This window comes from Streptomyces graminofaciens (assembly GCF_030294945.1).
Lineage (GTDB): Bacteria > Actinomycetota > Actinomycetes > Streptomycetales > Streptomycetaceae > Streptomyces > Streptomyces graminofaciens.
On the sequence record NZ_AP018448.1, the window covers coordinates 3,124,083 to 3,147,121 of the forward strand.

Sequence of the window (23,039 nt, forward strand, 5' to 3'; positions counted from 1 at the left end):
CCACCCGTACCAAGTCCTCGGTGAACGACACGACGGAGTCGACCGTGCCCCAACCCGACCTTGCCGAGGCGCTGCGCCGCAGCCTGCTGGCGAACGAACAGCTGAAGCGGAGGAACCTTCAGCTGGTCTCCGCCGCGCGGGAACCCGTCGCGGTGGTCGCCATGGCGTGCCGGCTGCCAGGCGGTGTCCGCTCGCCCGAGGAGCTGTGGCGGCTGGTGGCCACCGGGACGGACGCGGTCGGGGACTTCCCCGCCGACCGGGGCTGGGACCTCGACCGGATGACCGACCCGGACGACGGCCGCGCCTGGCAGGGCGGATTCGTCGAGGACGCGGCCGGTTTCGACGCCGGGTTCTTCGGGATCTCCGACCGTGAGGCGCTGGCGATGGACCCGCAGCAGCGCCTGCTGCTGGAGACGGCGTGGGAGACGGTCGAACGCGCCGGGATCGTCCCGGCGGCACTGCGGAACAGCCGCACCGGCGTCTTCGTCGGCACCGCGGCCCAGGCCTATCTGCCCCCGGTCGACCAACCGGCCCCGAGCGTCGCGGGATACCGCCTCCAGGGCGGTCTGACCAGTATCGCGTCCGGCCGCATCGCCTACACGCTGGGCCTGAACGGGCCGGCCGTCACCGTGGACACCGCCTGCTCCTCGTCCCTGACCGCCCTGCACCTCGCCGTACGGTCCCTGCGCTCCGGGGAATGCACGCTCGCCCTCGCCGGCGGGGCGACGGTCATGGCCACCCCGGAGGTGTTCGTCGAGTTCGGCAGGCAGCGGGGACTCGCCGTGGACGGGCGCTGCAAGGCGTTCGGCGACGGCGCCGACGGCACCGGGTTCGCCGAAGGCGTGGGCCTGCTGCTCCTGGAGCGGCTGTCCGACGCCCGGGCGAACGGCCACCCGGTGCTCGCCGTGATCCGGGGCAGCGCGATCAACCAGGACGGCGCCAGCAACGGCCTGACCGCGCCGAACGGCCCCGCGCAGGAACAGGTGATCCGCCAGGCGCTCGCCGACGCGGGCGTGACCCCGTCCGACGTCGACGCGGTGGAGGCGCACGGCACCGGCACCGCGCTCGGCGACCCCATCGAGGCGAACGCCCTCATCAACACGTACGGCAAGGACCGGCCCGCCGACCGGCCCCTGTGGCTGGGCTCGCTGAAGTCCAACATCGGCCACACCCAGGCGGCGGCCGGTGTCGCCGGCGTCATCAAGACGGTCATGGCCCTCCTCCACGGCGAGCTGCCGAGGACGCTCCACGCCGACGTCCCGTCCGCCAAGGTCGACTGGTCCAGGGGAGCTGTACGGCTGCTGACCGGCCATCGCCCCTGGCCGGACTCCGGGCGACCCCGGCGCGCCGGGGTGTCCTCGTTCGGTATCTCCGGCACGAACGCCCACCTCGTGCTGGAGGAGGCCACCGGGCGGGAGAACGTCCGGGGGGCGTCGGCCACGGAGGCGACTGCGGGCCGGGCACGGAATCAGTCGACGGCGCCGGGCGGGGCGGCTGCGGTGGCCGCGACTCCGGGCAAGGCGGCCGCGGTGGCGGCTCCGGGCAAGGCAGCTGCGGTGGCGGCTCCGGGCAGGGCGCACGGTGTGTCGGTTCCCGCCGCCGCTCAGGGCGAGGGGCGGCGCGAGCCGGTTTCGGCCGAGGCGCCGGAAGAACCGGTTCCGTCCTCGGCTCCCCCGATGGCCCTGCCCGGGATCGTGTGGCCGCTGTCCGCCGCCTCGCCGGGCGGGCTGCGTGCCCAGGCCGCGCAGCTCTCCCGGCTCGCCTCGGACACCCCGGACGCCGATCTCGACGCCGTGGGCCACGCTCTGGCCACCACCCGGGCGCACCTCGACCACCGGGCGGTCGTCACCGCCCCGGACCGCGCCGCCCTGCTCGCCGGGCTCGACGCCCTGACGGGCGACCGGCCGGCGGCGGGCCTCACCCGAGGCGTGCGCGCGGTGACCGGCCGGACCGCGTTCCTGTTCTCCGGCCAGGGCTCCCAGTGGGCGGGCATGGGGCGCGAACTGTACGCGCACTCCCCGGTGTTCGCCGAGGCGCTCGACGAGGCCTGCGCCCACCTCGACCCACACCTGCCGCGCCCCCTGCGCGAGGTGATGTTCGCCGAGGCGGAGGCCGTCGAAGAGGCCACCCTGCTCGACCGTACGGACTTCACCCAGGCCGCCCTGTTCGCCCTCGAAGTCGCGCTGTATTGGACGGTCGAACATCTCGGGCCCCGCCCCGACTTCGTGGCCGGTCACTCCATCGGTGAGATCGCCGCCGCTCATGTCGCCGGGGTCATGTCCCTGACGGACGCGGCCCGGCTCGTGGCCGCGCGCGGGCGCCTCATGCGGTCCCTGCCCGACACGGGGGCGATGATCGCGATCGGAGCCGGTGAGGAGGAGGTCCTGGCCACGCTGGCCGGTCATGAGCGGCAGGTCTCCGTGGCCGCGGTCAACGCGCCGTCCTCGACCGTGATCTCCGGCGACCGTGACACCGTCACCCGCGTCGCCGAGCACTGGCGCGACCGTGGCCGCCGTGTCAACCGGCTGCGCGTCAGCCATGCCTTCCACTCACCGCACGTCGACGCCGTGCTCGACGAACTGGTCGGTGTGGCCGCGGAACTCGACCTCCGGCCGCCGTCCGTCCCCGTCGTGTCCACCCTCACCGGTACCGCCCTGACCTCGGACGAGGCCTGCTCGCCCGACTACTGGGCCCGCCACGCGAGGGGCTCCGTGCGCTTCGCGGACGCCGTCGCCTGGTTGCGGGACCAGGGCACCACGACCTTCCTGGAGATCGGACCGGACGCCGTACTGACCGCGCTGGGCCAGGGGCAGACCGGTCCCGCGGAGGACTCCCGTTCCGGGGCGCCCGACATCGCGTGGACGCCCACCCTGCGCAAGCGACGTGACGAGGTGCGTGTCCTCGGCGCGGCTCTGACGCGACTCCATGTCCGGGGAGCCGAACTCGACTGGCCTCGGCTGCTTCCCCATGTTGCCCGTGCCGAGCGTGTGGAGCTGCCCACCTATCCGTTCCAGCGCCGGAGCTACTGGCTGCGCACCCCGCCACCCCGGCAGCAGGTCGGGGCCGGCGGTCTGACCCCGCTGACGCACCCGTTCCTCACGGCGGGGCTCGATGTCGCCGGGCAGCGGGACCGGGTGTTCACCGGCAGCCTGTCCACCGAGGCCCACCCCTGGCTGAGCGACCATGTGGTGGGCGGCGCGGCGACGATCGCCGGTGCCACGACCGCCGAGATCGTTCTGTCCGCCGGGAGCGCGCTCGGACACGGGCGCCTCGACGAACTCTCCCTGCACACGCCCTTGCCGCTGCCCGCCCGTGCCGCCGTCGACATCCAGGTGCGCGTCGGACCGCCCACGGCCGACGGCAGGCGCCCGGTGGACTTCTACTTCCGCCTCCCGGCCGGCCAAGCCGACCGTGTCGAGCCCCTCGACGGCGGCCGCCTCGACGACGGGGCACCGGAGTGGACCCGCCACGCCACCGGCGTCCTCGCCCCCGCCGACGGTTCCCGCCCCGACTGGCCCGACCTGCGGGCCTGGCCACCGGCCGACGCGGAGCCCGTCGACCTCGACGCGCTCCACAAGCACCTCGCCGAGCAGGACGTCGCCCTGGGGCCCGCCTTCCAGCGGATCACGGCGGCATGGCGGCGTGCCGACGACGTGTACGTGGAGGCCGCTCTGCCCGCGGACTCCCCCGAGACACGTGCCGGACACGCCCTCCACCCGACCCTGCTCGACGCGGGCCTCCAGGCGAGCCTCGTCGCGACCCTGCCCACCGCCGAGGACGAGCGGCAGCCCAGGATGCTCTTCTCCCTCGGCGGCCTGACCCTCCACGACACCAGTGGCGTCACCGCCGTACGCGGCCATCTGTCGACCACGACGGACGCCTCGGCACCCTCCGGTCACAGCCGCCACTCGCTCCGGCTGGCCGACGCCACCGGACGGCCCGTCGCCACCGTGGACTCGCTGGAGCTCAGACCGGTCGGCACCGGCACGACCGGCCGCCGCCGACCACGGCCGTACCACCTGGACTGGCGCGAGTACGTGCCCGCCTCCGACGTGCCGCAGCGGGGCGTCCGTTGGATCGTCCCCGAGGGGAACTCGCCCCGGCCGTGGCGCGCTCTCGCGCTCGCCGACGCGGACTCGCGGGTCTTCGGGGACGTCGGCGAGGCCCTCGACGCCCTGGAGGCCGGACCGGACCACGAGGTGACGGTCCTCGCCCACCCGGGGTGTGCGGAGCGCCCCGACGGCGGAAGCCCCGCCGCGGGCATCCCGTACGACGTCCATGGCTCCACCCGGGACCTCCTCGCATCCGTCCAGCAGTGGCTGGCCGACGAGCGGACCCGCGAGCGCACTCTGGTGGTGCTCACCCATGGCGCGGTGGCCACCGAGCCCGGGGAGGACGTCCCCGGGCTCGCCCAGTCACCGGCGTGGGGACTGCTGCGTACGACGCAGACCGAGCACCCGGGCCGCTTCGTCCTCCTCGACGTCGACGGCCACGACGAGTCCTGGCGGAGCGTCCCGGCGGTGGCGACCGCCCTCGCCGACGGTGAGCCCCAACTCGCCCTGCGGCGCGGCGGGTTGAAGGCGCCGCGCCTGGCCGAGACCGACCTCGCGGCCACGCTCGTACCTCCCGCCGGGCAGCGAGCCTGGCACCTCACCCTCCGCGAACACCCCACGGGCAGCCTCGACGACCTCCTGCTCGCACCCTGCCCCGAGTCCGAGGCGCCCCTCGCCGCCGGACAGGTCCGGGTCGCCGTACGGGCGGCCGGGGTCAACTTCCGCGACGTCCTCATCCCGCTGGGCATGTACCCCGGGCCCGGGCGGATCGGCACCGAGATCTCGGGTGTGGTCGTCGAGTCCGGCCCGGGCGTGGACGACCTCCGTCCCGGTGACCGGGTGACGGGTCTGGTCCCGGGCGGGGCCATGGGCACCCTCGCGGTCGCCGACCACCGCACGCTCGTCCGGATCCCGGAGGGCTGGACGTTCGCCGAGGCCGCCACCGTGCCCGGAGCCTTCGTCACCGCCTGGCAGGGCCTGGTCGACGTCGCCGGTCTCGGCCCCGGCGACACGGTGCTCGTGCACGCCGCCGCCGGAGGGGTCGGTATGGCCGCCGTCCAGATCGCGCGGCACCTCGGCGCGGACGTCTACGCCACCGCGCATCCCGGCAAGCACGCCACGCTGCGTGCCCTCGGGCTCGACGACTCCCGCATCGCCTCCTCACGGGACACCGCCTTCGAGCGGAGGTTCCGGGCCGCCACCGACGGCCGTGGCGTCGACGTCGTCCTGCACAGCCTCAGCGGCGCACTCACCGACGCCTCCCTGCGGTTGCTCGCCCCCGGCGGTCGCCTCGTCGACCTGGGCAGGACCGCGCACGGCGTCCCGGACCACCCCGACGAGCGGCGGCGGCCCTACGAACTCCGCATCGACCCCGACCATGTCTCCGGCACCCTCACCCACCTCGCCGAACTGTTCCGCGACGGCACTCTCGCCCCGCTGCCCGTCACCGCCCTGGACATCCGCCAGGCTCCCCGGGCCCTGCGGCTCATGCGCGACGCGGCCCACACCGGCAAGATCGTCCTCACGGTTCCCCGCCCCCTCGACCCGGACGGCACCGTCCTCGTCACCGGCGGCACCGGAACCCTCGGCGCCCTCGTCGCCCGGCACCTGGTCACGGAACACCGGGCCCGGCGTCTGCTGCTCGCGAGCCGCCGGGGTACGGACGCCCCCGGTGCCGTGGAACTCCGGGCCGAACTGGCCGCCCTCGGTGCCGAGGTCACCGTCGCCGCCTGCGACACCGCCGACCCCGACGCCCTGGCCGCGCTCCTCGACACCGTCCCCGGCGAGCATCCGCTGACCGCCGTGGTGCACACCGCCGGGACCGTGGACCCCGGGCCCGTGCGGGAGCTGACCGCCGATCAGGTGGACGGCGTGCTGCGGCCCAAGGCCGACGCCGCATGGCATCTGCACCGGCTCACCCGGCATCTGGACCTCGCCGCGTTCGTCCTCTACTCCTCGTCGGTGGGAGTCCTCGGGCTCGCGGGTCAGGGCAACTACGCCGCCGCCAACACCTTCCTCGACGCCCTCGCCGCCCACCGCCGCGGCAACGGGCTGCCGGCGACCGCGCTGGCCTGGGGGATGTGGGGGGAACGTTCCGCGATGGGTGAGCGGCTCGGCGCGGACGGCATCCACCAGGTCCTCGGCGCCGGGCTCGCGCCGATCCCCACCGCTGAGGGGCTGGCCCGGTTCGACGCCGCCGTCGGAACCGGCGCCGACAGCCACCTCGCGGCGCTGATCCCCGCGCGCCTGGACCTGGACGCGCTGCGGGCCCAGGGCCTCGTACGCCTGCTGTCGGACCTGACCGCGCCCTCGGCGTCCCGGCCGACGGCGGCGCCCGGCGTGGCCCGGCGGGTCGCGGGGCTGTCGGAGGCCGAACGGCGGCGGTTCCTGCTGGAGCTGGTCACCGATCACGCCAGTGCCGTCCTCAGCCACCCCGACCCCGGGGCCCTCACCGCCGACACCGGGTTCAGGTCCCTGGGCTTCGACTCCGTGACGTCCGTGGAGATGAGCAACAGGCTGGCCGCCGCGACCGGGCTGAGCCTGCCGGCGACCGCGGTCTTCGACCACCCAACCCCCGCCGCCCTCGCGGGCCACCTGGGCGAACGGCTGGCCGACATCGGTGACCCCGCCACCCCCACGGCGCCGGAGGCCGACCGCCGGGAACGGCCGGAGGGCCCCCTCGGCACACTGTTGCGTCAGGCGGTCGCCCAGGGGCGGGTCGGCGAGGGAGTGGGCGTGCTGGCGGCGGCCGCGCGTCTGCGGCCCGCGTTCTCCCACCCCCCGCTGCCCGAGCACACCCCCACCGCGACCTGGTTGCGCCGGGCCGGACGACCCGCGCTGATCTGTGTGGACTCGTTCATCCCCGCCGCGGCGAACCTCACCTACCAGCGGCTGGCCGTCGCCCTGGAGACCCGGTACGACGTGGCGGCCGTGCAGCTGCCCGGGTACCGGGAGGGCGAGCCGCTGCCCGACACCGCCGACGCCGTGGCCGAGGCCGTGGCCACCGCCGTCGAGGGGTGCGCCGGGGGTGAGCCGTTCACGCTGGTCGGGTTCTCCACCGGAGGCCTCGTCGCGCACGCCACGGCCCACCGCCTGGCGGCCCGCGGAATCCGGCCCGAGGCCGTCGTCCTGATCGACACACTGCCGCCGGGCTCCCTCACCACTGCGGCGGCGGCCGACATCCTGCGGGAGTGGGCCGGGGCACAGGGCGAGTTCTGGTCCCGCGACGACACCGGGCTCACCGCCATGGGCTGGTACCTCGACCTGTTCGGCAACCACTGGACACCGGTTGCCCCCGACGCACCGGTCCACCTCGTCCAGGCGGCCCAGCAGGTGCCCTCCGCGCCCGACGGCGCATGGGCCCGGCTGTGGGAGGGGCTCGCGACCCGCACCAGCACGCCGGGCAGCCACTTCGGCCTGCTCACCGAGTACGTCACCGACACCGCCCGCACCCTCACCGACCTGCTCGGCTCCGACCGGGCCACCCCGTCCAGCTGAACGACCACCCCACGACCTCGACCCGGACCGCACGAGCACCCGCAGCGCCCGTACCGAGGGGCCCCACTCGGCGATCCACCGGAGGAACTCATGTCAATCTTCTCGGACTTCCAGCAGGTCGCGCTCCGGCAACCGGACGCGCCCGCGCTCGTCACCCTCGACGACGCCGTTTCGTACGGGACCGTCCTCGGCCTCGCCGACCAGGTCGCCGCCGGGCTGCTGCAGGCCGGGCTGCGCACGGGTGAGCGGGTCGCGGTGCACCTCTCCAACCGGTACGAGCTGGTCTCGGTCTACTACGCCTGTCTGCGGGTCGGCGCGGTGATCGTGCCGGTGAGCCACAAGCTGTCGGCGGGCGAGGTGGACCAGCTGATCGAGGACAGCGCGCCCCGGTTCTATCTCGGCGAGGCCGAGGTCCACGGGCCGTGCGCCCATGTGATCGAGAAGCGCGAGACGGTCGAGCGCGCGTGGATCCTCGACTCCGCCGGGACCACGACGACCGAGCCGTGGAACGGCCTCCTCGCGGACGCCCCCTCCCCCGCCGACGACATCGGCCCGGACGAACTCGCCGCCATCTTCTACACCTCGGGCACCACCGGACGGCCCAAGAGCCTCGTGCTGTCCCAGGCCACCCTGGAAGCCGGCCTCGACCTGACGGAGGCCCAGGGCGTCGGGCACGCCGACGCCACGTACTACATGATCAACCTGATGAACCCGTGGGGCATCCTCGTCCTGCTCACCTCGTTGCGCCGGGGCCGTCCCCTGGCCCTGACCGCGACGAACACGCCGGACGTCATCCTGCGCATGCTGCGCACCCACCGCTTCGGCTGGATCGGCGGCGCGCCGACCACCTTCCGCGCCCTGCTCGCCGAGGCCCGGGCCGCCGCCGAACCGGCGCCCGGCCTGGCGGGGACGAGGTGTGTGGCCGGAGGGGACGCGTGCCCGATCGAGCTGAGCCTGGACTTCGCGGAGACCTTCGGGGCCTCTCTGACGGGCGTCTACGGCATGACGGAGACCGCCGCGCCCGTGATCGAACAGCCGCGGATCGACGCCGTCGACGTGCCGTCCATCGGCTGGCCGCTGCCCGGTGTGGAGGTACGGGTCGACGCAGAGGAGGGCGAGGAGACGGGTGAGTTGCTGCTGCGCACCCCGTCCCGGCCCGTCGGGTCGTGGAACGGGACCGGAGTGGACCGTTTCGACCGTGCGGAGTGGCTCGCCAGCGGCGACATCGTCCGGCGACGGGAGGACGGCTGTCTGCTGTTCGTGGGCCGCAAGAAGGATCTGATCATGGTCGAGGGCTATCCGATCTCGCCGCTGGAGATCGAGCAGGCGATCGCCGCGCACCCCGATGTCGCGGCCGCCCTCGTCTTCGGCGTACCCGACACCGCCACCGGCGAACGCGCGGTCGCGCTGGTCGAACCGGAGCCGGGACGCCAGGTCGAGCCGGCGGCGCTGCTGGAGCATCTGTCCGGCCGTATCGGCGCGTACAAGCATCCCGGAGAGGTCAGCGTCGTCGAGAAGCTGCCGGTGCTGCCCAGCGGCAAGCTCGGCCGGCAGCGGCTCGCTGCCGAGTACACGTCGTCCCGGGCGGGCACGGCGGCCTCCACGGACACATCGGCCCACGCGGGCTGAAGGAGGACGGCTCGTCATGAAGTTCGGCTTCGTCATGTTCCCCACGCGGGACGCCATCGCGCCCGGTGACCTCGGCGCCCTCCTGGAGGACCGGGGCTTCGAGTCCCTGTTCGTGCCCGACCACACCCACATCCCGGCCGTCACGCCCGAGAAGGACGACGTCGCGAACCTCGCGCCGGAGTTCAGGAACGGCATGGACCCGTTCGTCGCCCTGGGCGCCCTCGCGCAGGCCACCTCGACGCTGCAGATCGGCACCGCGATCCTGCTGGTCCCGGAGCGCGACCCCATCGTCACCGCCAAGGCGGTCGCGTCGGTGGACGTGCTCTCCGGCGGCCGGATGAACTTCGGGGTGGGACCGGGCTGGATCAAACAGGAGTTGCGCAACCACGGCACGAACCCCGACGACCGCTGGCAGGTCATGCGGGAGCGCGTCGAGGCCATGCGGGAGATCTGGACCAAGGACATCGCCTCCTACCACGGCGAGTTCGTCGACTTCGCCGACATCACGTCCTGGCCCAAGCCCGTCCGGGCACCCCACCCGCCGGTCCTCGTCGGCGGCAACGGCCCCGGCGTCACCGAGCGCGTCATCGCGTACGGCGACGAGTGGATCCCCATGGCCCGCCCCGGAGTCCTCGACCGGATCGCCGAGTTCAAGAAGACCGCCCGCAAGCCCGGGAGCGACGAACCCCTCCCCGTCACCCTCTTCGGCGGCGAACTCCGCGATGTCGACGCCTACGAGGCCGTCGGGGTCGACCGCGTCCTGATCTGGGTACGGCCCCTCGACACCGCCCGGATGACGAGAACCGTCGACCGGATCGCGCTCCGCCTCGGCGACCGCCTCCGCTGACCGAACCGGGTCGCGACCGTCCCAGGCCCCTCCCAGGCCTCCGCGAGGCCCCGCCCAGGCCCGGGACGCCCCCGAGACAGCCCCCACCAGAAAGCCCTGTGAAAGGCGGTCAACCGATGTCATCCCCGACGACCGAACCCGTGGTGCTCGGCGCCGACTTCGTCCGCGATCCCCACTCCGTCTACGACCGGCTCCGCAAGGAGGGCGCGGTCCACCGGGCCATTCTGCCCACCGGTCTGAAGGTCTGGCTGATCACCTCCTACGAGGAGGGCCGGGCCCTGCTCGCGGACCCGCGGCTGAGCAAGAACATGGCCGACGCCGGGCACCTCTTCGAGCTCCACCAGACCGACATGAGCCGTCAGCGCGACTACTCCCACTCGATCCAGCAATCCATGATCAACATGGATCCGCCGGACCACACCCGGCTGCGCGGCCTCGTCGGCAAGGCGTTCACCATGCGGCAGGTGAACCGGCTGCGCCCCCGGATCGAGGAGATCGCCGACGAGCTGCTCGACTCACTGACCGGCCGCACCGAGTTCGACCTCGTCGCCGACTACGCGGCGCCCCTGGTCAGCACGGTCATCTCCGAACTGCTCGGGGTCCCGGAGGGTGACCGCGCCGAGTTCCGCGAAACATCCGAGATCCTGACCTCCGACGCCGACCGGGACGTGGTGAACAAGGCGTCGAACGCGCTGCTGACCCTGGTGAGCGCGATCGTCGAGGCCAAGCGCGCCGACCCCGACGACAGGCTGCTCAGTTCGCTGATCCTCGCGGCCGACGGCGAGGACCGGCTCAGTCACGAGGAGGTCGTATCCCTCGCCGTCGTGCTCTTCGTCGGCGGCTTCGACACCACGGTCAACCTCATCGGCAACGGCACTCTCGCCCTGCTGCGCAACCCGGACCAGCTCGCCGAACTGCGCGCCGATCCGTCGCTGCTGCCGGGCGCCGTCGAGGAGTTCCTGCGCTTCGACGGCTCCGCCAACATCAGTCACTTCCGGCGCACCACCGACGCGGTCCCCGTCGGCGACATGACCATTCCGGCCGACGAGTTCGTCTTCGTCGGGCTCCTGGCGGCCAACCGGGACGCGGCCCGCTACCCCGACCCGGACGTACTCGACGTCACCCGCTCCGCGACCGGCCATCTCGCGTTCGGCCACGGCATCCACCACTGTGTGGGCGCACCGCTCGCCAGGGCCGAGAGCGAGATCGCCTTCGGGCGGCTCCTCGCGCGCTTCCCCGTCCTGGATCTGGCGATCGACCCGGAAGAGCTGACCCGGCGGCCCAGCATGCTCCATCGTGGGGTGCGTTCCCTGCCCGTCCGTACACATGTGGAGAGTTGATGGAGAGGCACACGGCCGAGGAAAGCCGGCACACGGTCGAGGAGAGCGTTTTCGTCGCCGCTTCCGCCGAATCCGTATATCGCGCGGTGAGCGATGTGCGGCGCATGGGCGAATGGAGCCCGGAATGCGTGGGCGTGTGGTCGTCGAGCCGACGGTTCGACGTCGGATCGCGATTCATCGGATTCAACCGTCGGCGGGTGTGGTTCTGGTTCACTTCGTGTAGCGTCGTACGCGCCGAGGAAAACCGCGAATTCGCCTTCGAGGTACGGACGTTCGGCATGCCGGTGGCTCTGTGGGGCTACCGATTCGAGGCCCGCGGGGGCGGCAGCCAGATCACGGAGTACTGGGACGACCGGCGCTCCGGCAGCAGCGCTCCGGTGGCCAAACTCCTCGGCCTGGTCTTCACCGGAACCCCGCCGGCCAACCGCGCCGCGGTCAACCGAGCCGGAATGCGCACCACCCTGGGCAGAATCAAGGCGGCGGTGGAGAACGGCGAGAACCCGCAGGTGAGCGGAATATGACAATGCCCCTTCTGATCGAAAGTTCCAAGGATGAGCGGCGCAATAAGCGAAGACGCGATATCCGGTGCCGAAGCCATATCCCTGCACCGGAAACATCTGAGTAAGGGCCGCAGCCAACTGGCCTCGATGTTCGGCAGCCTGGTCGAGAAGTCCGCTTCGGGAGCCCGCGTCACCACTCTCGACGGCCGGGAATTCCTCAACTGCGGTGGCTATGGAGTGTTCTTCACCGGAGCGGGGCACCCGCACATCGTCAAGGCGGTGCAGCGCCAGGCCGAGCGACAGGCCCTGTCCACTCGGCTGTTCCTCGACCCCGCGGTCGGCCTCGCGGCCCAGGCGCTGACCTCCGTGGCACCCGCCGGGCTGGAGCGGGTGCACTTCTCCGGCTCCGGCACGGAGGCCACCGAGACGGCCATCAAACTGGCCAGGGCACACGGCAAGCGGCGGCTGATCTCGATGGAGAACGGCTACCACGGCAAAACCGTCGGAGCCCTGTCGCTGACGGCCAAGTCCTTCTACCAGGACCCCTTCCGGCCCCTGCTGCCGGACGTCCGGCACATCCCCTTCGGCGACACCGACGCGCTGGCCGAGGCGCTCGGGGCCGACGACGGGGACGCCTGTGTCGTGGTGGAACCCGTGCAGAGCGAGGCCGGTGTCGTCATCCCGCCCCCGGGCTACCTCAAGGAGGTCTCGGAGCTGTGCCGGAGCCACGGCGCCTTCCTCGTGGTCGACGAGGTGATGACCGGCCTGGGACGGCTCGGCGCCTGGTGGGGCTGCGACCTGGCCGGCATACGCCCGGACGTCCTGCTCGTCGGCAAGGCGCTGTCCGGAGGGGTCGTACCGGTGTCCGCCGCGCTGGCCACCCCGGAGGCCTTCGCCCCGTTCGACGCCGACCCCTTCCTGCACACCTCCACCTACTCGGGAGCGCCGATCGCGATGGCGGCCGCACGCGCCACCGTCGAGGTCGTCCGGGACGAGGGGCTCGTCGGCCGCGCCGCCGAGACCGGCGCCCGCCTCCTCGCCGGGCTGCGCGACATCGCCGCCCACCGGGCACCGGGCCTGGTCCGCGAGGTACGCGGCCAGGGGCTGCTCATCGGCATCGAGCTCGCCGAGGCCAGCCAGGCCGGGGAACTGCTCCTGGAGATGGTCGACCGCTCGGTGCTGGTGAACCACTCGCTCAACGCGCACCCGGTGGTCCGTCTCACGCCTCCCGCCGTCCTCACGCCGGACCAGGAGGCACAGCTGCTGGAAGCGTTCGACGGCTCGCTGTCCGCCATGGCGAAGACCTTCTCCTGACCTCTCTTCGACACCTCCCGAAAGGCCGTGGCATGACCCCACCTGCCAAGACCGTTCTGCTGACCGGCGGCGCCGGCGTCCTCGGTACGGCGCTCCTCCCGCAGCTGCGTCACCACCGGACCATCGGCATGGCCTACCGGCGGCCCCCCGCCGGATGCGACCACGTGGTGCGGGGCGATGTGTCCAGACCCCGGCTGGGGCTGGACGCCGACACCTACCGCGGGCTCTGCGACGACGTCGACGTCGTCGTCCACTCCGCGGGCATGGTGAAGTTCAGCGGCACCGCCGAGGAGATGGAGACCCTCAACATCGAGGGCGCCCGCAACATCTCGCGGTTCGCCCTCGACGCGGACGCCCCGCTGATCCATGTCAGTACCGCCTATGTGGCACGGCTGGAGGAGATCCGCGCCGCGTCCGACGACGTCGCCGGACAGTCCGGCAGCAGCCCGGCCGTGTATGTGGCCTCCAAGGTCGCCGGCGAGAGGATCGTCACCGACAGCGGCGCCCAGGTCGTGATCGTCCGCCCGTCGATCATCATCGGCGACTCCGTCACCGGCGAGATCTCCGAGCCCCAGGGCCTGCACACCTTCACCCGCAACGTGCTGCGCAACCGGCTGCCCTTCGTGCCCGGCGCCCCCCGCGGCTACGTCGACTTCGTGCCGCAGGACGTGGTGGCCCGCGCCATCGTCTCGCTGCTGGACTCCGACGTCCGCTCGGGCGAGTACTGGCTGAGCGGCGGCACGGACGCGCTCCGCTCCGACCGGGTGCTCCAGCTGATCATCGAGGAGGCGGCCGCCGCGGGCATCGAGGTGAACCCCTTGCGCCTGCTGGCCCCGGAGACCATCGAACGGCTGGTACGCCCGGCCTTCTTCGACGTGGTGCCCAACTGGGCGAAGAGCCGCCTCGACCGGCTGCTGGCCATGACCGCCGTGCTCTTCCACGAGCATCCGCTGCCCAGCTCCCTGGCCGGCATCCCCGGCTGCGAGGCGGCCGCGGACGTCCACGCCAACGAGGAGGCCTGGCGGGCGTCCGTACGCCACATCATCAGAAGCAGCCGCCGCGGCGCGTACGCCACGGCCTAGCCCGGCGCGTCGACGAGCTCACGAGCGAGGAAAAGACAATGAGCGCGGAGCGATCCTTCGGGCGCCGCCAGAACTACCTGACCACACGCGCCGAGTACCTGGGCGCCCTCACGGTCGCGGCGGTCGCCTTCCTCTGGCACATCGGCGAGGTGCGCTGGGGCCCGGCGATCCTGTTGTTCGCCTACATCGACCTCATCGGCTACATCCCCGGTCTGATCGCCTACACGTTCTCCGAGGACGGCCGGATCCACCGGGTGTTCCACGTCCTGTACAACGTGATGCACACCTGGCTCAGCGCGGGTGCGGTGATCCTGCTGTGGGCGTGGCTGGTGCGTCCGGAGTGGGCACTCCTCGCGGTCCCGCTCCATCTGTTCGGCGACCGGGGCCTGCTCGGCAACTACGCCAAGCCGCTCGACGAGCCGTTCGAGCACTTCGAGACCAGCAGGCAGAAGGCCTTCCGGGCGAGGGGCGCGGAGGCGCACGCCGCATGACCACACCTGGACCGGACACCCTGGACGACATCGCCCGGTACGCCGACCATCCCAGTGCGTTCCTCGCCTGCAACGACGGCGTCGACCACTTCACCTCCGCCTCCGTTCCCGGCGTGATCGCCCACCGCCGCCGGGGCGGCAGCGTGTTCCTCTTCGGCGGGCCCTTCGCACCGGCCGAGCACCGGGGGCCGTTGCTGGACGAGTTCCGGGAGCGGGTGGCCGCCCCCCGGAGCCGACTGGTCGCGGCCCAGGTCCGCGCCGCCGACGTGCCGCTGTTCGCCGAACGGGGCTGGACCGTCAACCAGTTGGGCAGCTCGTACGCCATCGACCTGGCCCGTTTCTCGCTGCGGGGCAAGGCGCTCGCGAAGATCCGCCAGAACATGTCCCGCGCCCGGCGCGAGGGCGTGACGGTCCGCGAGGTGCCCGCCGGCGAGCATCCCCCGGCACTCGACGAGATCGACCGGAGGTGGCTGCGCGACAAGGGCTGGCACGTCAAGCGGATGACGTTCCTCGTCGGGGAACGCCAGGGCCGCGGCGCCCCGCACCGCCGGCTGTTCGTGGCCGAACGCGACGGGGCGGTCATCGGGTACGTCTCCTACTCGCCCGCGTACGGCAGTCGTCCCGGCTGGCTGTACGACCTGACCCGGCGCACCCCGGACGCCTCCGTGGGCACCGTCGAGCTGATCAACTTCGCCGCCCTGCAAGCCTTCACCGAGGAAGGCGCCGAGTGGCTCCACCTCGGGCTCACCCCGTTCGCCGGGCTCGTCCCCGAACCGGACGGGGCGCACGCCCTGCTGACCCGTATGGTCCGGCTGATCGCCGACCGGGGGGCCTTCGTCTACCCGGCCCGGTCCCAGCAGGCGTTCAAGCTCAAATGGGCGCCGCATGTGATCGAGCCCGAGTACGTGGCCTTCAGGGGCGGCCCCCGGCCGTCCTCCCTCTGGCAGTTGTTCCGCATCACCAACGCCATCTGAGCCGACGACGTGTCCGCCCGCCACCGCTCAGGGCAACTCCTTTCGCAATCAGGCCACTTGAACCACTGTCGTTCACCCCGACCGATCCCGAGGATGACACCATGACGACGAACATCGCACCCGAGGCCGACTGGGACCTGGCCCCGCACGTGCTCGCCGGCGCCCGCGACCTGAGGCTCAGCCCCGAGCAGTGCGACCTGGACTACTGGATCACCAATGTCGCCCAGGGCACCCTCAAGGGACTGGTCAACGGCCACCACCCGGACGCCGTGACGCCCGAGCACATGCTGAAGCCCGGCCCGCTGCGCGACGCGCTGCTCATGGAGTTCTCCTTCCGCTCCATCGCCGAGGACAAGGCCGCGCGGGCCATCACGCAGCTCGTGACCGCCGCGCCCGACGAGAAGTCCATGCAGTTCTTCGCCACCCAGCTGCTGGACGAGGCCCGGCACGCCCAGGCTTTCCGGGCCCACATGGTGGAGGTCGGCGTCCCGGAGGCCGACCTCGCGGATGTCGTGGCGGAGTTCGCGGGCGAGCACCAGAAGAACGTGCTGGACCCGCTGGAGGAGTTCGGCCTCTCCGTCATGGACGGCCCGCACGCCTATGTCTCCGGGGTCGCCGTGCTGACCATCCTGGTCGAGGGTGTGCTCGCCCCGACGGGCGAGCTCAGCGAGCACAAGTGGAAGATCGTCGACCCGGCGGCGGCGAGCGTCGAACGCGGCGCCGGCATCGACGAGATCCGCCATCTGACCGTCGGCAGCGAGATCGTCCGGCGCTATGTGGCCCAGGACCCGACGGTCAAGGAGCACCTGGCGGACGTGGTGCGGCGCGGCAACGAACTGTGGGCCAAGCTGCCCGTGTTCGCCGTCCTGCAGCGCCGGGAGGAACTGTTCCAGGCGGGCATCGAGCAGATCGCCGACTTCATCGGCGACCACGAGATCTGGCCGGGCCGCCGCCTCCTGGACAGCACCCCCGACGAGCGGATCACCAAGGCCCTGGAGTGGGCCGCGGAGACCCAGACGACCCGGCTGGCGTACATGGGAATGGACTCATGAGCGACAGAACCGACGGGACGGCCGCCGAGCGGCTGACCGTCACGCTGCCGGACGGAGCCGAACTCGCCGTGCTCCACCGGCCGGGTCCCAAGGCCGCGCCCCTGGTCGTGGTGTGGCCCGCCCTCGGCGTACGGGCCCGCTTCTACCGGCGCTTCGCCGAGGCCCTCACGGCCCAGGGTGTGGGCGTGGCCGTGGCGGACCTGCGGGGGTACGGCGAGAGCCGGCCCCGGCCGGACGCATCGGCCCGGTACGGCTACCACGAGCTGGCCACCGTCGACTACCCGGCCGTCTTCGGCGCCCTGCGCGAACGGGCGCCCGACAGCCCGCTGTTCCTGCTGGGGCACAGCATCGGCGGACAGATCGGCCTGATGTACGCCGCCCGGTACCCGGACGACCTGGCCGGTGTCCTGCTGGTCGCCGCCGGCACGCCGTACTTCCGCACCTACCCGGGGCTGACGGGACTGATCCCGCTGCTCGGCACCAACGCCGTCGCGGGCGTCGCCCGGGTGTGCGGCTACTGGCCCGGCGACGTGCTGCGCTTCTCCGGACGGCAGTCCCGGGTGCTGGTGGGCGACTGGGCCCGCATGGCCCGCACCGGCCGCTACCGGCCCACCGGTGCGGACGTCGACTACGAGGAGCTGATCGCGGATCTCCGTCTGCCGGTGCTGGCGGTGTCGGTCGGCGGCGACGTACTCGCCCCGCCCGGCGCGGTCGACGCGCTGTGCTCCCTGCTGCGCGGCGCGGAGGTGACCCGCAGACATCGTCCCGAGCGGCTCAGCCACACCGCGTGGGCGACCCACCCGGATGCGATCGCCGCCGAGATCGGCGAGTGGATCGAGAACACCCTCACGGCACGGCCGTGGAAAGGACGCACAGAGGATGGCGATGCGGTTTCTTGAAGCCGAACGCGAGACGCTCAAGAAGCTCCTCCCTGGACTGGACGACCGTCTGGCCGCCCTGCCCCGCGAGGAGCGGGAACGGCCGCAGGGCCCCGCTCTCACCCTCTTCAAGGAAGCGGGCGGCGCCGGGCTCGTCGTGCCGTCGGAGCACCGGGGCCTGGGCGCGAGCGCCGTGGAGGCGGTACGGATCCAGCGGGCCGTCGGCGCGCGCAGCCCCTCCCTCGCGGTGGCCACGACCATGCACCACTTCTCGGTCGCCGGACTCATCCAGGCGTACGAGGTCACCAAGGGCCTGGAGTGGATGCTGCTGGAGGCCGTCGCCGACCAACGGCTGCTGATGGCGTCGGGGTTCGCCGAGGGCAGGTCCGGCCAGTCGATCCTCGCCTCGTCGATCACCGCCCGGCAGGACGGCGAGGACATCGTCCTCAACGGCTCCAAGAAGCCGTGCAGCCTCTCCGCGTCGATGGACCTGCTGACCGCCTCCGTCATGCTCGACACCGACGGCGGCCCCCAGCTCGCGGTGGCCGTGGTGCCCGCCGCCACAGCGGGCCTCTCGGTGCACCCCTTCTGGGGTGCGACCGCCCTGGCCGGCGCGGAGAGCGACGAGGTACGGCTGGAGGACGTCCGGGTGCCGCCGGACATGGTGGTCCGCACCGAGTTCGGCGCGGACGGCAGCCTGGACCGTATCCAGACCGTGGGCTTCATCTGGTTCGAGCTGATGATGGCGGCCTCGTACCTGGGCATGGCGAGCGCGCTGGCCGAACTCGTGCTCGACCGGGAGAAGGGCGACGTCGCCGAGCGGGCCCGGATCCTGGTGGAGCTGGAGGCGGCGATGGGCGGCATCGTCGGCGCGGCGGCGGCGCTGGACAGCGGCGCCGCCGTCGGCCAGGCCGAACTGCTGCAGTCGCTCGTCTGCCGGTTCTCGGTGCAGGACACCATCGACCGTGTGGTGCCGCGCTGTCTGGAGGCGCTCGGCGGCATGTCGTACGTCTCCGGCGACGACACCGCGTACCTCGCCGCCTGCGCCGCGGCGCTGAAGTTCCACCCGCCGTCCCGCGCCTGGTCCGCCGCCGCCCTGTGCACGGCGTTCACCGGCGGCCCCCTGGTCCTGGGCTGACCGCGACCTCCGGCCGCCCGCCCCGCCGGGCGGCCGGTCGACCACCCCCCATTGAATCCATCTCCGCCGGAGGAAACCGCGATGGCCTGCCGCATACACGTCGAGGGACTGCTGTCCGACCGACGCGCCGATCAGGTGTTCGACCGTATCCGTGACTTCGAGAGCTACGCCGAGTACACCGACGCGGTCCGCGAGGTCACCGTGACCGCCGACGAGGCGGGCACCGTCGACTCCGCCTGGGCCGTGAACTTCCGCGGCGGCGTCCTGCACTGGACCGAGCGGGACGTGATCGATCCCGCCGCGCTGCGCATCACCTTCGAACAGCTCACCGGGGACTTCGCCCGCTTCGACGGCACCTGGGAGGTCCGGCAGACGGGAGACGACGTCGTCGTGCTGTTCGCCTGCGAGTTCGACCTCGGCATCCCCAGCCTCGAACCGATCATCAACCCCGTCGCCATGCGCGCGCTGAGCGACAGCATCGGGCTCATCCTGCGCGGGCTCCTGGGAGAGGAGATCGAGCTCACCAACAGCCATCAGGACACGGCGGTCGTCGCCTCATGACCGGCCCGGCGGCGCAGGGGCGCGGGCCGCGCGCGCTGCGTCTGGCGTTCGTCTGCGCCGGTGTCGTCATGGTCTACCTGGACAGCACCGTGGTCGGCGTGGCGCTCCCCGACATGCAGAGCGACCTCGGCATCGGGGTCTCGGGACTGCAATGGGTGTTCGACATCTACGTGCTCACCTTCGCCTGTTTCCTCCTCACCGCGGGCACCCTCGGCGACACGCTGGGCCGTGGCCGTGTCTTCCTGGTGGGGCTGGCCGGTTTCACCGCCGCGTCGGTGGGCTGCGCGCTGTCCACCACCGTCGGTGAACTGCTCGTGGCCAGAGCCGTCCAGGGTGTCTTCGGCGCCGTCATGATCACGGTGTCGCTCGCCCTGATCCGGCAGTTCTACACCGAGGCCCGAGCGAGGGCCTCGGCCGTCGCGGTGTGGGCCGGAGTGGGTGGCGTCGCGCTGGCCGCCGGTCCGATCGTCGGCGGGCTGCTGGTCGACGCCTACTCCTGGCAGAGCATCTTCTGGATCAACCTGCCGGTCGGCGTCGTCGCCATCGGGGCCCTGGCCCTCCTGCTGCCGCTCGGTCCGGCGGACACGGCCGGCCGGCGCATCGACTGGATCGGCCAACTGCTGTTCGTCGTCGGCATCGCGATGATGGCGTACGGCCTGATCGAGGCCGGCCAGAAGGGCTGGGGCTCGCCGTTGATCCTCGGTCTGCTCGGCGGGTCGGTGCCGGTGCTCGGCCTCTGTCTGCGCTGGGAGAACCGCACCCCGCACCCCATGCTGCCGCTCGCACTGCTGCGCGACCGCATCGTGCTGATGACCTGCTCGGTCAACTTCCTCTGTTTCTTCGGCCTGTTCGGCATCATCTTCCTGCTCACGCTGTTCCTCCAGCAGGTGAACGGGCTGAGTCCCGTACAGAGCGGGCTGCGGCTGCTCGCCCTGACCGTGTCCATCACCGTGGCGTCGCTGCTCGCACCGGCCGTGTCGGCCCGGCTGGGCACGCGGCCCGCCATCGTGCTGGGCTCGCTGGTGGCGGCGGGCGGGTTCGTGGGACTCCTGGCCATGGAGGCCGGCGGCGGCTTCGCCACCTACTGGTGGGCACTGGTGCTGGTCGGCGCCGGTGTGTCGGTGGTCGGCGCACCGGCCACCGTGGCCCTGTTGTCGGCCGTACCCCCCGAACAGGCCGGCGTCGCCTCGGGGATGTCCCAGACCTGTCGTCAGGTGGGGGCGGTCTTCGGCGTGGCCCTGTCCGGAACCCTGGTCCAGCGTCGCCTGCACTCGGGGCTGCCGGGAGTTCTGGAGCAGGTCCCGCTGCCGGCAGCCGCCCGGGAGAGATTGGCCGACGCCATCGAGCACGGACGGCTCGGCGACGCGGCGGCCCTGCCCCCACGGATCCGCGAGGGCGTCCTGCGGTCCGTCGGCGACCTGATGACACAGGGGCTGCACACGGCCGTCCTGGTCGCGGCGGCGGGCGCGGCCCTGGGCGCCGTGGCGGCGGCCGTACTGCTGCGCCGCAAGGACATGACCGCGACGGTGGACGCGTGAAGGACCTGAGTATGTCCCAGACCTCCCAGACGGAATTCCGCTCGCTGATGGCGGGCTTCCCGACCGGTGTCGCCGTGGCCACCGCGTTCGACGTCACGGGCAGGCCACGCGGTATGACCTGCTCCTCGCTGTGCAGCGTCGTACTGGACCCGCCGACCCTGCTGATCTGTATGAGACACGGCAGCGCGACGCTGGAGGCGGTCGAGGGGCGGCGTGCCTTCGCCGTCAATGTGCTGCACGGCGGAGGGCAGCCGGTGGCGGAACTGTTCGCATCGGGTGCGCCCGACCGCTTCGACCGGGTGTCCTGGACGACCCCGCCGGCGGCCTGCGGCCCCCACCTGCCCGACGCCGCCCAGTCGGTGGCGGACTGCGAGGCCGTACGCACCGAGCGGATCGGCGACCACACCGTGGTGTTCGGCGAGGTTCTCGGGGTCACCTCCTACCCGTCCGACGACGGCCCCCTGCTGTACGGCCTGCGACGCTACGCCACCTGGCCGCCGTCCCGCCCCGCGGTCTCTGCGGGGTGAGGTCGTTCGGGCGCACCGGTCCGGCAGCGCCGCGATGAGCTCCGCCCCGCACGGTCCGACCGGCCGTGCGGGTGCCGCGGAGCGCAGGCGTCAGCGCATGGTCAGGGTGTCCGGCAGGGATGCCTGGCCGGTGAGGCTTTCGGGACGCAGGATCGTGTCCAGTTCCTCGGCGGTGAGCAGGCCGGCCTCGGCGGCCAAATCCTTGATGGCGCGGCCGGTGTCCAGGGCCTGACGGGCGAGGGTCGTACTGGCGGCGTAGCCGATGTGCGGGGCGAGCGCGGTCACCAGTCCGATCGAGCGGTGGACCGTGTCGTGGAGGTGTGCGCGGTTGGCCGTGATGCCTGGGACGCAGCGGGTGGCCAGGGTGTCGCAGCGGCGCGCAGATGGGTCAGTGAGCGCTGCAGGCTGTAGGCGATGACGGGTTCGAAGGCGTTGAGCTGGAGCTGTCCGGCCTCGGCGGCCATGGTGACGGTCAGGTCGTTGCCGATGACCTCGAAGGCGACCTGGTTGACGACTTCGGGGATCACCGGGTTGACCTTGCCGGGCATGATCGACGAACCCGCCTGCACCGGCGGCAGGTTGATCTCGCCGAGTCCGGCGGTGGGGCCGGAGGAGGTCAGGCGCAGGTCGTTGCAGGTCTTGGAGAGTTTCACGGCGACGCGCTTGAGGACGCCGGAGAGCTGGACGAAGGCGCCGCAGTCCTGGGTGGCCTCGATGAAGTCGCTCGCCGGCCGGACGGCTTCGCCGCTGATCTCGGCGAGGTACGCGCAGGCGAGCTCGGCGTAGCGGGGGTGGCCATTGATGCCGGTGCCGATCGCGGTGCCGCCGAGGTTGGACTCCAGCAGCAGGGCGGCGGCCTCGTTCAGTCGCTGCCGGTCTTCCTCGATCATGACGGCGTAGGTGGTGAACTCCTGGCCCAGCGTCATGGGGACCGCGTCCTGGAGCTGGGTGCGGCCCATCTTGAGGACGTCGGCGAATTCCTCCGCCTTCGCGCCGAACGCGTCGGCCAGCACCTTCATCGAGTCGCCCAGCCTGCGCAGTGAGACGACCAGGGCCAGACGGACGGCGGTGGGATACACGTCGTTGGTGCTCTGGCCGAGGTTGACGTGGTCGAGCGGGTGGATCACCTCGTAGTAGCCGCGGGGGTGACCGAGGATCTCCAGAGCCCGGTTGGCGATGACCTCGTTGGCGTTCATGTTCGTGGACGTGCCGGCCCCGCCCTGGAGAGGGTCGACGACGAACTCTTCCGTCAGCCGCCCGGCACGGATCTCCTCGCACGCGCCGGTGATCGCGTGGGCGATGTCCGGCGGCAGCAGGCCCAGGTCGCGGTTGGCCTGCGCGGCCGCCTGTTTGACCGCGGCCAGTGCGGCGATCAGGTCGGGAAACCGGGCGATGGTCGACCCGGTGATCGCGAAGTTCTCCACCGCCCGCACCGTGTGCACGCCGTAGTAGGCGTCGGCCGGGACCTCCTTGTCCCCCACCAGGTCGTGTTCCACGCGTGTGGCCTGCGCCATCTCATGCTCCTCGTCGTCGCCGCCGGCCTTGGGGCGGGATGTCGGCGCGGGACCCCTTGACAGGCCACCGCCTCCGGCCTCAGTGTTGCCGACCAACACGCAGA

The 23,039-nt window shown here is 72.4% G+C and carries 15 protein-coding genes and 1 pseudogene; 15 read left to right on the top strand and 1 reads right to left on the bottom strand.

Going from position 1 to position 23,039, the window contains the following annotated elements; all coding sequences use genetic code 11:
* The first annotated feature begins 20 nt into the window (after nucleotides 1-20).
* The 15 genes from SGFS_RS13475 (at nucleotide 21) to SGFS_RS13545 (ending at nucleotide 21,421) form a co-directional block, all read left to right on the top strand.
* Nucleotides 21-7,550 carry a type I polyketide synthase gene (locus SGFS_RS13475; RefSeq protein ID WP_286250223.1) on the top strand — a complete coding sequence of 2,510 codons (7,530 nt, stop codon included), beginning with the start codon at nucleotides 21-23 and terminating at the stop codon, nucleotides 7,548-7,550.
* A 90-nt stretch (nucleotides 7,551-7,640) separates the two neighbouring features.
* Complete coding sequence (locus tag SGFS_RS13480) at nucleotides 7,641-9,179, top strand: class I adenylate-forming enzyme family protein (protein WP_286250224.1); 1,539 nt, start codon at nucleotides 7,641-7,643, stop codon at nucleotides 9,177-9,179.
* 16 nt (nucleotides 9,180-9,195) lie between these two features.
* On the top strand, nucleotides 9,196-10,026 hold the full coding sequence (locus SGFS_RS13485; RefSeq protein WP_286250225.1) for an LLM class F420-dependent oxidoreductase: 831 nt from the start codon (nucleotides 9,196-9,198) through the stop codon (nucleotides 10,024-10,026).
* 116 nt (nucleotides 10,027-10,142) lie between these two features.
* On the top strand, nucleotides 10,143-11,366 hold the full coding sequence (locus tag SGFS_RS13490) for a cytochrome P450 family protein (RefSeq protein ID WP_286250226.1): 1,224 nt from the start codon (nucleotides 10,143-10,145) through the stop codon (nucleotides 11,364-11,366).
* Nucleotides 11,366-11,887 (top strand): SRPBCC family protein, encoded by a 522-nt coding sequence (locus tag SGFS_RS13495; protein WP_286250227.1) that lies wholly within the window; start codon nucleotides 11,366-11,368, stop codon nucleotides 11,885-11,887. The genes SGFS_RS13490 and SGFS_RS13495 overlap by 1 nt, the downstream gene beginning before the upstream one ends.
* 30 nt (nucleotides 11,888-11,917) lie before the next feature.
* On the top strand, nucleotides 11,918-13,180 hold the full coding sequence (locus SGFS_RS13500) for an aspartate aminotransferase family protein (RefSeq protein WP_286250230.1): 1,263 nt from the start codon (nucleotides 11,918-11,920) through the stop codon (nucleotides 13,178-13,180).
* 32 nt (nucleotides 13,181-13,212) lie between these two features.
* Nucleotides 13,213-14,262, top strand: coding sequence for an SDR family oxidoreductase (locus SGFS_RS13505; RefSeq protein ID WP_286250232.1), 1,050 nt, complete (start codon nucleotides 13,213-13,215; stop codon nucleotides 14,260-14,262).
* Nucleotides 14,263-14,300: 38 nt separating this feature from the next.
* Entirely contained in the window at nucleotides 14,301-14,753 is a 453-nt protein-coding gene (locus SGFS_RS13510) for a hypothetical protein (RefSeq protein WP_286250233.1), read from the top strand.
* Nucleotides 14,750-15,727, top strand: a complete 978-nt coding sequence (locus tag SGFS_RS13515) for a bifunctional lysylphosphatidylglycerol flippase/synthetase MprF (protein ID WP_286250235.1) — start codon at nucleotides 14,750-14,752, stop codon at nucleotides 15,725-15,727. The genes SGFS_RS13510 and SGFS_RS13515 overlap by 4 nt, the downstream gene beginning before the upstream one ends.
* A 101-nt stretch (nucleotides 15,728-15,828) precedes the next feature.
* Nucleotides 15,829-16,779 carry a ferritin family protein gene (locus SGFS_RS13520; RefSeq protein ID WP_286250237.1) on the top strand — a complete coding sequence of 317 codons (951 nt, stop codon included), beginning with the start codon at nucleotides 15,829-15,831 and terminating at the stop codon, nucleotides 16,777-16,779.
* Nucleotides 16,776-17,678, top strand: coding sequence for an alpha/beta hydrolase family protein (locus tag SGFS_RS13525; protein ID WP_286250239.1), 903 nt, complete (start codon nucleotides 16,776-16,778; stop codon nucleotides 17,676-17,678). Before SGFS_RS13520 ends, SGFS_RS13525 begins: the two co-directional genes overlap by 4 nt.
* Nucleotides 17,665-18,795 carry an acyl-CoA dehydrogenase family protein gene (locus SGFS_RS13530; protein WP_286250241.1) on the top strand — a complete coding sequence of 377 codons (1,131 nt, stop codon included), beginning with the start codon at nucleotides 17,665-17,667 and terminating at the stop codon, nucleotides 18,793-18,795. Before SGFS_RS13525 ends, SGFS_RS13530 begins: the two co-directional genes overlap by 14 nt.
* Nucleotides 18,796-18,876: 81 nt before the next feature.
* Nucleotides 18,877-19,356, top strand: a complete 480-nt coding sequence (locus tag SGFS_RS13535) for a type II toxin-antitoxin system RatA family toxin (protein ID WP_286250242.1) — start codon at nucleotides 18,877-18,879, stop codon at nucleotides 19,354-19,356.
* Nucleotides 19,353-20,894: an MFS transporter gene (locus SGFS_RS13540; protein WP_286250244.1), complete on the top strand. Its 1,542-nt coding sequence runs from the start codon at nucleotides 19,353-19,355 to the stop codon at nucleotides 20,892-20,894. Before SGFS_RS13535 ends, SGFS_RS13540 begins: the two co-directional genes overlap by 4 nt.
* A gap of 11 nt (nucleotides 20,895-20,905) precedes the next feature.
* Entirely contained in the window at nucleotides 20,906-21,421 is a 516-nt protein-coding gene (locus SGFS_RS13545; RefSeq protein WP_286250245.1) for a flavin reductase family protein, read from the top strand.
* 90 nt (nucleotides 21,422-21,511) lie between these two features.
* Here the strand turns inward: SGFS_RS13545 and SGFS_RS13550 are convergent.
* A pseudogene (locus SGFS_RS13550) lies at nucleotides 21,512-22,935 on the bottom strand (aspartate ammonia-lyase).
* Nucleotides 22,936-23,039 lie beyond the last annotated feature (104 nt).